Origin of the sequence: Nocardiopsis sediminis (assembly GCF_042650565.1) — a bacterium.
Classification (GTDB): domain Bacteria; phylum Actinomycetota; class Actinomycetes; order Streptosporangiales; family Streptosporangiaceae; genus Nocardiopsis_B; species Nocardiopsis_B sediminis.
The window spans coordinates 278,313-290,619 of sequence record NZ_JBHSBH010000007.1 but is presented as its reverse complement, the minus strand read 5'-3'; the positions used below and the strand labels follow the sequence as shown (position 1 = coordinate 290,619).

At 75.0% G+C, this 12,307-nt stretch carries 11 protein-coding genes; 7 read left to right on the top strand and 4 right to left on the bottom strand.

What is annotated here, in order from left to right; all coding sequences use genetic code 11:
- Nucleotides 1-591: 591 nt before the first annotated feature.
- A complete protein-coding gene (locus ACFOVU_RS10350) occupies nucleotides 592-1,584 on the top strand; it encodes an aminoglycoside phosphotransferase family protein (protein ID WP_378532258.1) in 993 nt (330 codons plus the stop codon).
- A gap of 194 nt (nucleotides 1,585-1,778) precedes the next feature.
- On the opposite strand, the gene ACFOVU_RS10345 is transcribed toward ACFOVU_RS10350, so the two are convergent.
- The 4 genes from ACFOVU_RS10345 to ACFOVU_RS10330 form a co-directional block, all read right to left on the bottom strand.
- Nucleotides 1,779-2,816 (bottom strand): LacI family DNA-binding transcriptional regulator, encoded by a 1,038-nt coding sequence (locus ACFOVU_RS10345; RefSeq protein WP_378532256.1) that lies wholly within the window; start codon nucleotides 2,814-2,816, stop codon nucleotides 1,779-1,781.
- Nucleotides 2,817-2,988: 172 nt separating this feature from the next.
- Nucleotides 2,989-3,882 (bottom strand): NAD-dependent epimerase/dehydratase family protein, encoded by an 894-nt coding sequence (locus ACFOVU_RS10340; RefSeq protein WP_378532254.1) that lies wholly within the window; start codon nucleotides 3,880-3,882, stop codon nucleotides 2,989-2,991.
- A gap of 156 nt (nucleotides 3,883-4,038) precedes the next feature.
- Nucleotides 4,039-4,935 carry a DUF6807 domain-containing protein gene (locus ACFOVU_RS10335; RefSeq protein ID WP_378532252.1) on the bottom strand — a complete coding sequence of 299 codons (897 nt, stop codon included), beginning with the start codon at nucleotides 4,933-4,935 and terminating at the stop codon, nucleotides 4,039-4,041.
- Between the two features lie 100 nt (nucleotides 4,936-5,035).
- Entirely contained in the window at nucleotides 5,036-6,175 is a 1,140-nt protein-coding gene (locus ACFOVU_RS10330; RefSeq protein ID WP_378532250.1) for a Gfo/Idh/MocA family protein, read from the bottom strand.
- Between the two features lie 329 nt (nucleotides 6,176-6,504).
- Here ACFOVU_RS10330 and ACFOVU_RS10325 point away from each other — a divergent pair, with 329 nt between their 5' ends.
- The 6 genes from ACFOVU_RS10325 to ACFOVU_RS10300 all read left to right on the top strand — a co-directional run.
- The gene (locus tag ACFOVU_RS10325) at nucleotides 6,505-7,560 is read left to right on the top strand and encodes a LacI family DNA-binding transcriptional regulator (protein WP_378532248.1); all 1,056 of its coding nucleotides are present in this window, start codon (nucleotides 6,505-6,507) and stop codon (nucleotides 7,558-7,560) included.
- Nucleotides 7,529-8,476: a carbohydrate ABC transporter permease gene (locus tag ACFOVU_RS10320; protein ID WP_378532246.1), complete on the top strand. Its 948-nt coding sequence runs from the start codon at nucleotides 7,529-7,531 to the stop codon at nucleotides 8,474-8,476. Before ACFOVU_RS10325 ends, ACFOVU_RS10320 begins: the two co-directional genes overlap by 32 nt.
- Nucleotides 8,473-9,339: a carbohydrate ABC transporter permease gene (locus ACFOVU_RS10315; RefSeq protein WP_378532244.1), complete on the top strand. Its 867-nt coding sequence runs from the start codon at nucleotides 8,473-8,475 to the stop codon at nucleotides 9,337-9,339. The genes ACFOVU_RS10320 and ACFOVU_RS10315 overlap by 4 nt, the downstream gene beginning before the upstream one ends.
- Before the next feature lie 65 nt (nucleotides 9,340-9,404).
- Nucleotides 9,405-10,682 (top strand): ABC transporter substrate-binding protein, encoded by a 1,278-nt coding sequence (locus ACFOVU_RS10310; protein WP_378532242.1) that lies wholly within the window; start codon nucleotides 9,405-9,407, stop codon nucleotides 10,680-10,682.
- Entirely contained in the window at nucleotides 10,682-11,704 is a 1,023-nt protein-coding gene (locus ACFOVU_RS10305) for an ADP-ribosylglycohydrolase family protein (RefSeq protein ID WP_378532240.1), read from the top strand. Before ACFOVU_RS10310 ends, ACFOVU_RS10305 begins: the two co-directional genes overlap by 1 nt.
- Nucleotides 11,701-12,307, top strand: a 607-nt coding sequence (locus tag ACFOVU_RS10300; RefSeq protein ID WP_378532238.1) for an ADP-ribosylglycohydrolase family protein, incomplete at its 3' end; no start/stop codon positions are given. The genes ACFOVU_RS10305 and ACFOVU_RS10300, both read left to right, overlap by 4 nt.

The following is a 12,307-nucleotide window of genomic DNA, read 5'->3' as shown; positions in this document are numbered from 1 at the left end:
GTCCGGGCGGCCGCCGAGACGACGCGAGCGCGAGTGATCACCCCGGCGCCTGATCGGGGCGCTCGCGCGGTCATCCGCTGTGACAGGACAGGGTGACCGGGTCCGGGAGGAGGGTCGGTGTCCCGGTCCCACGGCTTGGGCCATCCGGACCGGGTTTTCGAGCGGTGCGCGTGGACATGCGCCGTGGGCAAGCGCGTCGGCCCGTGGCCCGGAGCTCGTTCCGTGGCGGCCCTGGCCGTCGTGACCGGGCGGCCGCGCGTGCGCGGGGGTCACCTTCGCGTGGTCGGCAGGTGGTCGCCTTGGTGTGGTCGGTGGGTTGCCGGCCGGGCGCGGCGACACCGGGTGGTGCGGCGGGGCCGGGTTCCATGGCATCGGCCTTCCGGCCCGGTATGTTCGACCGATGGGCGCGGTCGTGCCGCGGGAATGCGCCTGGCCGGAGGCCGGGCACGCGTTCCGTGGCGGTACCGGCGCGACACCGTCGCGGGTCGCGTGCACCGCGGATGCGGGGCCCCGGGACCTGCCGGCCGGGCCCGTGCGGCGACCGCGCCGCGCGTCGTGGCCACCGCACCGCAGCCGTTCGAAGGGACCGACATGGACGCCCGCGTCGCCGCCGGACCGATCGCGGGGGCGTTCGGCCTCGGCGCGCTGACCGAGGCGCCCGCCGCCGTCGGCCAGCCCGGTGCCGCACGGTGGAAGTTCACCACCGAGTCAGGTTCTTACCTGGTCAAACGCCTCTGGGCGGGCGAGGACCCGCCGTGGTGGCGTCACGTCGCCGCCAAGATGGACTTCGAGCGCCGCGTCCGCTCCGCCACCCCCATCGTGACCGCGCGGCCGGTCGAACCCGAGCGGCCGGCGTTCGGCTGCGCCGCCCGCGTCGGCGAACAGGGCGTGTTCCGGGCCTACGAGTGGCTCGACCACCGCGACCCCGGCTCCGCCGACGACCTCACGGACTGGGTCGCCCGCACCCTGGTCGCCCTGCACGGGGTTGCGCCCGCCGAAACCGGCCTCGGCTCGGCGTGGGACTGCTTCGGGGTCTACCCCGAGGCCACCTGGCGGGGGTGGATCACGGCGGCGTCCGACCTGGACCGGGCGTGGGCGGGCCCGCTCGGCGACCACATGGACACGGTCCTCGGGCTGTCGAAACGGCTCACGGCGGCCTGGGAGCGCGCGGACGACCGGGTGGCCACCCACGGGGACTTCGAGCCCTACAACGTGCTCATCACCGCCGACGGCCCGGCGCTGGTCGACTGGGAGAGCGTCTGCTACGAGAGCGCCACGATGGAGGCCGGCCGGGCCGCGCTGGCCTTCGGCGGTAGCGACCCCCAGCGCGTCGCCGCGATCCTGCGCGCCTACCGCGAGGCGGGCGGGCGGCCGGTGGACCTCGGCCCCGACCGGTTCCTGCGCACCTCGGCGCTCACGCTGTGCCACATCACCGAGCTGGTCCGCGTCTCGCTCGGCGAGCTTCCCCCTTCGGGCTGGATGGACGCGGCCCGCCTCGACGCCGAGATCGCCGACCGCATCCGGCGCCTGCCCGGCGAGGTCGCGGCCCTGACCCGCCTCGCCGACCACATCGGCGCCCTCTAGGAGCGCGTCCGTATCCGGTCTCCGCGGCGACGGCGAACGCGCGGCGTCCGGCCGACTCGGCGGCCGGCTGCGGCACCCGTCCCACTCCGCCGTGCGGCACGCGGCGTCCAACCCACGACCGCGGCTCGGGGGTTTCCGCCCGGCTCCGGCGCGTGCCTCGGGAGCCCTCTGATGCCGAGCGGCACCGGCCCGGCTCAGGCGCGGGACGAGGGCGGGGCCGTGCTCTCGCGCATCACGACCTCGCCGGCCACCGGGACCGTGCGCGGGCGATCGGGCTGCTCGTCCTCCAGCGCCAGGCGGGCGGCCTCCTCGCCCATCCACTCCAGGGGCAGCCGGACCGTGGTGAGCGCGGGCGTGAGGTCGCGCAGCGTGGGGATGTCGTCGAACCCCGCCACCGACAGGTCGCGCGGCACCTGGAGCCCGGAGTCGTGCAGCGCCGCCATCGCGCCCGTGGCCATGACGTCGTTGACGGCGAACAGGCAGGTGGCGTCGGTGCCCTCGGCCAGCAGCCGGCGAGTGGAGGCGTACCCGCCGTCGCGGGTGAACGCGCCGTGGACGACGTTGTGCGGCGCCAGCTCGATCCCCGCTCCGGCGAGAGCCGCGTGGAACCCGTCGAGCCGGTCGCGGGCCGTGCGCAGGTCGGTGGGCCCGGCGAGGATGGCGAAGCGCCGGTGTCCCTGCTCGATCAGCCGCCGCGCAAGTTCCGCGGCGCCGTTGCGGTTGTCGGGGACCACGGTGTCGGCCGGCAGCCCCTCCTGGGAGACGCAGGCGACCCGCCCGCCGCGCCCGGCGAACATCGTGATCTCGTCGGCCAGCCGCCGGGTGCTCTCCTCGTCGACGGTGCGGCTGCCCGCCAGCACCACCGCGCGCGCCCGGTGCGAGCGCAGCGTGGCCAGCAGCTCCAGCTCCCGTTGCGGCGTGCGCGCGGTGGTCCCCAGGATCACGATCAGCCCCTCGTCCTCGGCGGCGCGGGTGACCCCCGATGCGATGCTGGAGAAGTAGGGGTCGGCGATGTCGTGCACGATCAGCCCGACCAGGGAGCTGGTGTTGCGCGCCAGCGTCTGCGCTGAGGCGTTGGCGAGGTAGCCCAGCTCATGGGCGCTGGTGGTGACCCGTTCGCGCAGCTTCTTGCCGACCTGCCGGGTGCTGCCGTTGAGCACCCGCGATGCGGTCGCCAGCGACACCCCGGCGTGCCGGGCGACCTGTTCCAGTGTCACGTATCCGCCAGTCACGGCGTTCCTCCGCCCGGTCCGGGAAAACTCTTTCCGACGTTCGATGATAGGACCGCCCCGGCCGCCCAACGGCCGACGCGCACCTGTTACCAGCCGTGATACCGGACACGCCCGGACCTGCCCGGTCAGGGAGGCCGGGCGGGTATCGGACCAGGATCGCGGCCGGGCCGGTTCAGGGCGCGTCGGCGCGCCCCAGCTCGGTGCGCCAGTCGCGCGTGGGCCGCCACCCCAGGGCGCGCTCCGCGGCGCCGGAGGTGAACGCCGCCTGTGTCCCCGTGAGTCCGGCGGCGGCGCCTTCGGTACCGGGGTGGTAGCGGGGCAGCAGCTCGGCCAGCGGGCGTTCGGCGAGCGCGTCCTCGGCGATCGCGTGCAGGACCTGCCCGTTGGCCACCCGCTCGGGGTGCTCGGCGATCAGCGCGAACAGCTCGGCCGCATCGCGGGCGTCGATGTAGTTGAACAGCGAACCCGCGGCCAGCCCGGGGTCGGCCAGGCGCTCGGCGACCGTGTGCCCCTGCTGGGTCGTGGCGCCGGCCCACTCCTCGGGCGCCAGCACGTAGCCCGGCCGGACGGCGGCCAGGGTGCACCCGCCGCTGCCGGCGCGCGCCAGGGTGCGCACCGTCTCCTCGATGATGGCCTTGCTCAGCCCATAGGAGTGCCACGGGGCGACCGGGTGCTCCTCGTCCAGGGGGAGGTAGCGGGGCGCCCAGGTCTCAGGGCCGTAGCCGAACACGGTGGGGCTGGAGGCCGCCACGGCCGAACGCGCCCCGTGTGCCACCGCCGCCGACAGCACGGCCCAGGCCAGCCGGGTGTTGACCGACAGGATCTCGGTGTCGGGGCGGCCGAAGGGCACGGCCACGCCCGCCAGGTGGATCACCGCCTCGGGCCGCGCCTCGGTGAACACCGCCTCGCGCGCCGCCTCGTCCAGCAGGTCGGCGGTGCGCGGCGTCACCCCCGGGGCCGCCCCCGGGGCGACGTCGACGGAGGTGACCTCGTGTCCCCGTGCCGCCAGTTCCGCGACGACGCTGCGGCCGAGGCGGCCGGATCCGCCGGTGACGAGGGTGCGCATGGTGCTGGTCCTGTCTGCTTCGCTGATCGCGTGATCGGTCGGGTGGGTGTGGTCAGGCCCCGGGACGCGCCGGGGTCGGGGCAGGGGCCCGGGCACCCCGCGCGAGCGGGGCGCAGGCGAACCTGCGGCGCAGGGGCGCGACCGCCGGCGGGCGCATCACCCGCCCGCGCCGGGGGCACCGGCCGCATCGTCCGCCGAGCAGGCGTGCGCGGCGGCCGCCAGGGCGGCCAGGGTATCGGGGTCGGGGTGGCCGTCGGCCACGACGGTGACCACCCGGCGGTCGATCACCGCGCCCGGGCCGACCTCCAACGGGTGGCTCCAGGCCAGGGAGGCGCCGACGCCGGGATACTGGCCGGCGCGCAGGAACCAGGGGTCGCGCACCTCGCCCGCGGCCACGAACACCAGCGTCCACGGCGCCCCGGCGGTGGAGCGCCCGCTGAGCGCGAGCCAGGGGGAGCGGGACCCGTGCAGCGCCTTCTCGCCCTCCGCCGTGGGGCCGATGCAGCGCGGCGCCTCGGCGGCGATCGGCGCGCGCCAGAAGAACCCGCCGTACCCGGCGCCCGGGCGGCCCTTGGTGGCAGGGCTGTGCAGGCGCAGCCGCCGCCCGCTGCTGTTGCGCAGCCGGGTGCGCAGGTCCAGGGCCCACACGCCCTCGCCCAGGTCGTGCGCCGTGGTGTCGCGCACCTCGCTGATCAGCTCCGACCCGTCGGTGCCCACCCACGCCAGCTCCTCGGTGCGCGCGGAGGGGGCGGCGCGCCGCCACCGCCGGTGCTCCTGGCGCCCGTGGTTGGCCAGCAGGACCGGGCCGCGGTCGCGCACGAACGTGGTCCCGCCCCAGAAGCTCACCCCGGCGACGTCGGCCACGGCGACGCCCACGCCCAGGTGGTGGCGGTGGTCCTCGGGGTGGGTCTCGGTGACCACGGTCCCGGTGAGGGTGCGCACGGGGTGCAGGTGGGGGCGGGGCGACAGGACGGGGTCCACATCGGTGCCGCTGTCGTACTCGGCGACGACCGCGCCCCGGCAGGTGAGCGCGATGCTGCGGGGGTCGGGCACGGGGGCTCCTTGCGGGCAGGCCCGGCGAGGCCGGGGGAGGGGGACGGGGGGTCGTTGGTGGCGGGCCGGTGGGCGGGAGTGTCGCGCGAGCGGGGGCCAGTTAGCCCTGGGCCGCCCAGGCGGCGCCGGATTCGGAGAACAGGGTGATGCGCTGCGCGCACTCCTCGATGAGGCCTTCGACGCCCGTGATCACGCGGTGCACGCCGTCGGCCTCGGCGGTCACGGTCTGCTCCGCCGCGGGGATGGGGCGCGGCGCCGGGGCCCGGCGGATCGCCTCCAGGACCGACATGAACCCCTCGGTGCGGCCGGCCGGCACCAGCAGCGGGACACCGTCGCGCAGGTGGGCGACGAGGTTCTCCAGCAGGTCGGTGCGCGGATGCGTGGTGATCTCCGGGGCGACGCCGGGGCGCTCCAGGTGGACTTCGTCGCGCGTGTAGAACAGGGTGATCCGGCCGGCGCGGCCGTGGACGATCAGCCGCGGCAGGCGGTGCTGCGGCGCGCACAGCGTCGCCGCGATGCAGATGGGGGTGGAGTCGGGGGCGCGGAGCCGGACGCAGGAGGTGTCGTCGCTCTCGATGTCGTGGGCGTGGAAGAGCTCCAGCTCGATGCCGTCCGCCGCCGTTCGGTCGGCGCCGGCCACGGCCAGGGCGGTGGCGACGGCGTGGGCGAAAGGGTTGGTGAGGGCGCCGTCGACCACGTCGCGGCCGTCGAGCCGGCGCCGGCCGGCCCAGGCGGCGCGGTCGTAGTACGCCGACGTGCGGATCCAGGTGCAGGCCCCGCCGATCCCGGTGACCTCCCCGATCGCGCCGGAGGCGATGAGATCGCGGACGGCGTCGACCGCGGTCGATCCCAGGCTCTGGAAGCCGATCTGGCAGGCCGCCCCGGCGGTCTCCACGGCGCTGCTGAGCGCGCGGAACTCCGCGAGGGTCGCCGTGGGCGGCTTCTCCAGCAGCAGGTGCGAGCCGTGCTCGAGGGCGGTGCGCGCCAGGGGCAGGTGGGTGTGGATGGGGGTGGCCAGGATCGTCACGGCCGCCGGCGTGCGGCGCAGCAGAGCGCCGAGGTCGGCGTCCTGCCCGACGTCGCCGTCGGCGCGCAGCTCCTCGGGGGGTAACGGGGTGCTGTCGCAGACGCCGGCCAGGCGCACCAGCCCCTCCGCCGCGAGCCTGCGGACGTTGGCCAGGTGGGTGCGGCCGTGCCCGTGCACCCCGGCCACCACCACGGGCAGCGGTTCCTCGCTCATCGTGGACATCCCTTCCCTGCTCCGGGGCCGGTTCGGGCCGGCGGCGCGGTGGCCCGCCCGGGCCGCCGGCCGGACCGGCAGGAGACCCGCCCAGCCTTTGGAAAGCGCTTGCCAAATGTAAATGCGGGCTCGGATCGGTGTCAACGGGCAGAGCCCTGGCCCGTGTCCGGGATGTCGGGTTCGGCAACGACTCTGTAACGCGGCTTGACGTGCGTCACACTCGGGATGTTCCATGGGGAGCCATCCGCCGTAAACGTTTACAGAAATTCACACCGCCTCCTGCTGTAAACGTTTACAGTTCGCGTCCGCACAGATCAGGGGAGGAACGGATGGCCTCGCGCACCAGCCCGACGATCACCACGATCGCCCAGGCGGCGGGCGTGTCGATCGCGTCGGTCTCGCGCGTGCTCAACGGCCTGCCCGTCCGCGCCGAGACCGAGCGCCGCGTCCTCGACGCCGCCGACCGCCTGGGCTACGTCCCCAACTCCGTCGCCCGGTCGCTGAAGTCGGCCCGCACCCACCAGATCGCCTTCGCCGTCGAGGACATCGGCAACCCCGTCTACCTCGCCATGCTCCGCGAGATCCAGCCGCTGCTGAAGGCCGCCGGCTACCGGCTGGTCCTGCACTCCACCGGCGCCGACGCCGCCGAGGAGATCGAGGTGCTGCGCGGCCTCGGCCAGCGCTACGCCGACGGCCTGATCATCGTCCCCATCCGCGTCACCCCCGACCACCTCGCCGAGCTGCGCGCCGCCGAGGCCCCGGTGGTCGTCATCGGCTCCCTGCCCGACAGCGGACTCGCCGACAACGTCCGCACCGACTCCCGCCGCGGCGTCGAGATGGCCCTGCGCCACCTGGCCGACCTGGGCCGGCGCCGGATCGGCTTCATCAACGGCCCCGCCGACACCGTCCCCGGCCACGCCCGCTCCGAGGCCTTCCGCTCCGGCACCGCCCGCGCCGGGCTGGCCGTCGCCGACGGCACCGTCCACGAGGGCCGCTTCGACCGCGAGACCGGCGCCGAGGCCGTGCACCGGATGGCCGACGCCCCCGCCCCGATGCCCGACGCCCTGCTGTGCGCCAACGACCTCATCGCCCTGGGCGCGCTCGACGCCCTGCGCGCCCGCGGCCTGGACGTGCCCGGCGACGTCGCGGTGGTGGGCATGGACGACACCGACCTGGCGGCGGTGTCCTGGCCGCCGCTGACCAGCGTCTCACTGGGATCGGCCGAGCGCGGCGCCCACGCCGCCCGGCTCCTGCTGGACCGGCTCGGCGCCGACACCGGCGCCGCCCCGTCCGCGCCCCGGGCCGTCACTGTCGAACCGCGCCTGATCGTGCGCGCATCAACGGGAGGTGCACGTGTCGTCGACGACGGCTCCGCCGCGGGCTGAGCCCACCCCGCCCGCACCCGGCGCGCCCCCGCGCCGGCGGCGGGCGGCCCGGCCCGACCGCTCGGTCCTGGCGCTGATGGTCCCGGCACTGGTGCCGGTCCTGCTCTTCAGCGTCGCGCCCCTGGTCTATGGGGCCTACCTGGCCTTCACCGATGCCCGCTCCGGGCGCAACGTCGACATCGGCTTCGTCGGCCTGGAGAACTTCGCCGAGCTGCTCGCCGACGGCGACTTCTGGGCGTCGTTCCAGATCGGCCTGGTGTGGGCGGTCGGCGTCACCGTCCTCCAGCTCGCCGCGGGCATGGGCCTGGCGCTCCTGCTCGACCAAGACCTGCGGCTGCGCTGGCTGGCCCGCACCCTGGCGATGGTGCCGTGGGCGATGCCGCCGGTCATCGTCGGCCTGATGTGGCGGCTGGTGTACCACCCCGACGCCGGCATCCTCAACGCCACCCTGCGCGACCTCGGGCTGATCTCGGGCGACATCGACTGGCTCAACGACTTCTCCGTGGCGCTGCCCGCGATCATCGTCGTCGGCGTGTGGACCGGGATGCCGCAGACCACCATCGTGCTGCTGGCCGGGCTCCAGGGTGTGCCGCGCGAACTGCACGAGGCCGCAGAGGTCGACGGCGCGGGCGCCTGGCGGCGCTTCCGCAATGTGACCCTGCCCCAGCTGCGCCCCGTGGTCGCCACCATCACCTCGCTGAACTTCGTGTGGAACATGAACGAGTTCGCCCTGGTGTGGGTGCTCACCCAGGGAGGCCCGGGCGGGCGCACCCGGCTGCCGATGCTCTACGCCTACGAGGAGGCGTTCCGCTACGGCTTCTTCGGCTACGCCGCGGCCATGGGCGTCGCCATCGTCATCGTCGTCCTCGCGGTGCTCGCCGTCTACCTGCGCCGCCAACTGAAGGAGCTGCGATGAGCGCGACACCCACCGTGTGGTCGGGCCGGCGGGCCCGGCGCGCCACGGGCCGGGCACTCCAGTACCTCGCCCTGGCGGGCTACCTGGTGTTCCTCGGGTTCCCGCTGGTGTGGCTGGCCTCGACCGCACTGAAGACCTCGCGCGAGATGGCGCGGCTGGACCCCACCTGGATCCCGCTGGAGCCCACGCTCGCCAACTTCGCCGCGGCGTTCGGCGAGCAGGACCTCATCGGCGCGGCGCAGCGCAGCCTGGTGGTCGCGCTCGCCTCGGCGGTCCTGGTGGTGCTCATCGCGCTGCCCGCCTCCTACGCGCTGGCGCGGTTCCGCTCGCGGCTCAACTCGGTGGCGCTGGGGTGGGTGCTGGTCAGCCAGGTCTTCCCATTCATCCTGATCATCATCCCGGTGTTCATGATCCTGCGCACGATGGGCCTGGTGAACACGCTCACCGGCCTCGTGGTCGTGCACGTCACCTTCTGCCTGCCGTTCGTGCTGTGGATGCTCCAGGGCTACGTCCGCGGGGTGCCGCCGGTGCTGGAGGAGGCCGCGGCGGTCGACGGCGCCGGGCGGTGGCGGACGCTGGCCAGCGTCGTGGCCCCGCTGCTGGCCCCCGGGGTCGTGGCCGCGCTGATGTTCGGGTTCATCTCGTCGTGGAACGAGTTCCTGTTCGCCCTCATCCTGCTCAAGGACCCGCAGGTGCAGACGCTCCCGCTCGCCCTGGTGCGCTTCACCGGCCCCGAGGGCGTGGTCCGGCTCGGGCCCCTGGCCGCCGCATCCCTGCTGGCGACCATCCCGAGCCTGGTGTTCTTCACATTCATCCAGCGCCGCCTCCAGGGCGGCCTGGTCTCCGGCGCGGTGAAGGGATGACCCGCCGTTTCGGCCCACGCGGTTCCGCCACCCCGGCGGACCCGGCACCACAGGAGGTGTTCCCCATGCGTCGCAGCTTCGTGCCGCTGACCGCGGCCGCTCTCACCGGGACGCTCGCGCTGAGCGCGTGCGGCTCGGGCGCCGACGATGGCCCCGTCACGCTCCAGTTCCTCAGCCTGGCCTGGCAGACGGAGTCGGTCGAGGCCAACGAGCGGCTGGTGGAGGAGTGGAACCAGGCCCACCCCGATATTCAGGTCGAGTACGTCCAGGGCAGCTGGGACAACGTCAACGACCAGCTCACGACCGGGTTCGAGGCCGGCGACCCGCCCGACGTCATCCACAACGACTCCCCGGCGCTGGCCGGCTTCGCCGGGCGCGGCTACCTGACCGACCTCACCGGCATGCTCCCCGACGACCTCAAGGACGACATCCGCCCCGAGGCGTGGGAGACCGCCACCTTCGGCGACCAGATCGTGGGGGTGCCCTTCCTCCAGGAGTCGCAGGTGTTCATCGCCAACCGCGCGCTGCTGGAGGACGCCGGCGTGCGCATCCCCACCCCCGACGACCCCTGGACCTGGGACGAGTTCGCCGAGATCAGCAAGGACTTGACCGACGACGACACCTACGCCGTCGCCTGGCCGCTGGGCAGCCCCGTCAACCGGGTGCTGAACCTGTCGCTCAACTACGGCGGCACGTTCTTCGACGTCGACGACGAGGGCCGCGCCACCGCCCGCATGGGCGACCCCGAGCGCGAAGTGCTCGAGCGCATCCACGACCAGATCCACACCGACCACACCGCCGACCCCGGCACGGTCGGCATGTCCGGCTCCGACCCGCTGCCGGCGTTCTTCGCCGAGGAGTACGCGATGGTGCAGGTCGGCGTCTACGCCCGCCAGCAGATCGTGGAGCAGGCGCCCGAGGACTTCGACTGGGTCACCATCCCGCCGCTGGTCGGCGACACCGCCGAGCAGGGCGCCGCCTCCCAGACGCTCTCGGTCGCCGCCGACAGCGCCCACCCCGAGGAGGCGGCCGAGTTCATCTCCTTCTTCACGAACGCGGAGAACCAGGTCGACCTGGCACTCGGCGACTGGCTGCTGCCCACCAGCCAGGAGGCCGCCGCGGCACCGGAGCTCACTACCGAGGAGAACGACTGGGACGTCGCCACCGCCTCGGCCGACGACCTCGTCGTCGCCCCCTACCTGCACGTCCAGGGCTTCGACGAGTGGAAGAACCGCGTCGCCCAGCCCGCTCTGGAGGAGTACTTCAGCGGTGAGATCGACATCGACGAGCTCAGCGAGCGGCTGGAGACCGAGGGCAACGACGTGCTGAGCCGGTACAACTGATGACGGACACGGTCCCCACCGCCGGCGTGCGCGACCGCGCCCGGGGCGCCCTCCTCGGCCTGGCGGCCGGGGACGCCCTGGGGCGGCCCGCCGAGAACCTGGCGCCCGGCGAGATCGCCCGCCGGTGGGGGAGGCTCACCGAACTGGAGACCGGCCCCGACGGGGTCGCAGCGGGCACCGACGACACCGAGTACTCCGTCTTCGCCGCGCTGCTGCTCGCCGAGCACGGCCACGCGCTCACCGCCGACCACGTCGTGGCGGCCTACCGCGAACAGGTCCTCACCATCGAGGGGCCGATGCGCGGCGCCGGGTTCTCCGAACTCGGCACCGCGCAGGCGCTGCGCCGCGGCCTGACCCCGCCCCTGACCGGCCGCGCCCACCACCACGGCTGGTCCGACGGCCTGGCCATGCGCGCCGCACCCTACGGGGTGTTCGCCGCGGGCGACCCCGAGGAAGCCGCCCGGCTGGTGGCCATCGACGGGTCGGTCAGCCAGTCCGGCGAGGGCATCCTCGGCGGGCGCGCCGTCGCCGCCGCCGTCGCGGCCGCCATGACCGGGGCCGGCCCGGACACGGTCGTGGCGGCGGGGCTCGCGGCCGTCCCCGCCGACTCCTGGACCGGACGCAACCTGCGCGCCGCCCTCGCCGTCGCCCGCGCCCACCCCGGACCCGGCGAGGAGTTCACCCGCGCCCTGCACGACGCCGTCGTGCAAGGCCACTACCCCTGGACCGACCTGGCGCCCGAAGCGGTCGCCCTCGCCTTCGCCGCCTACCTCGCGGGCGGTGGCGCGGTCGAGGACTCCGTGGTCACCGCCGCCAACCTGGGGCGCGACGCCGACACCACCGCCGCCATCGCCGGGGCGATGGCCGGCGCCGGGCACGGCAGCGCGGGGGTCCCGGACCGCTGGCGCCGCGCCATCGGCCCGGTCCGCGGCGCCTGCCTGCCCGCTGTGGCCGGCCGCCACGTCGCCGACACCGCCGACCTGCTCGTCGCGGCACAGGGGAAGGGGAGGCCCGCGTCATGACCGGACCCGACACAGGGGAGCGGCCGACCGCACCGGGCGGCGCACCCGCGCGGCCCGAGGTCCGCCGCGACCGTATCCGCGGGGCCTTCACCGGGCTGGCCATCGGTGACGCCGCCGGGTGGCCGGCCGCCCGGCACCGGTTCGGGCTGCTTGCGCCCTGGACCCGTCGGCTGGGCCGCGAACTCGACCTCTTCGCCGAGGAGCACGGCGTCACCACCCTCCCGGTGCCCTTCGCGCTGAACCAGCCCGTCGCCCCGCTGGCGCTCGGCCCCTCCGACGACGCCGAATGGTTGGCGTGGACCGCGCGCACCATCGGTCGCGACCGGGCCGAGGCGTTCGGCGACATCGCCGAACGCACCGACATCCGGGCCCGGATCTCGGTGCGCACCGCACTGGACCACCTGGCGCGCGGCACCCGGCCGCCGGTCAGCGGGCACGACAACCCCCACCACTTCGACGACGCCGCGGCCGTGCGCGCGGTCGCCTTCGGCGCCGCGCACAGCGGGGACCCGGCCGGGGCCGCCCGCTCGGCTGAGGCCGACGCCCGGGTCACCAACGCCCTGGACGGGGTGGCCGGCGCCCGGGCGATGGCGGGCGCCCTCG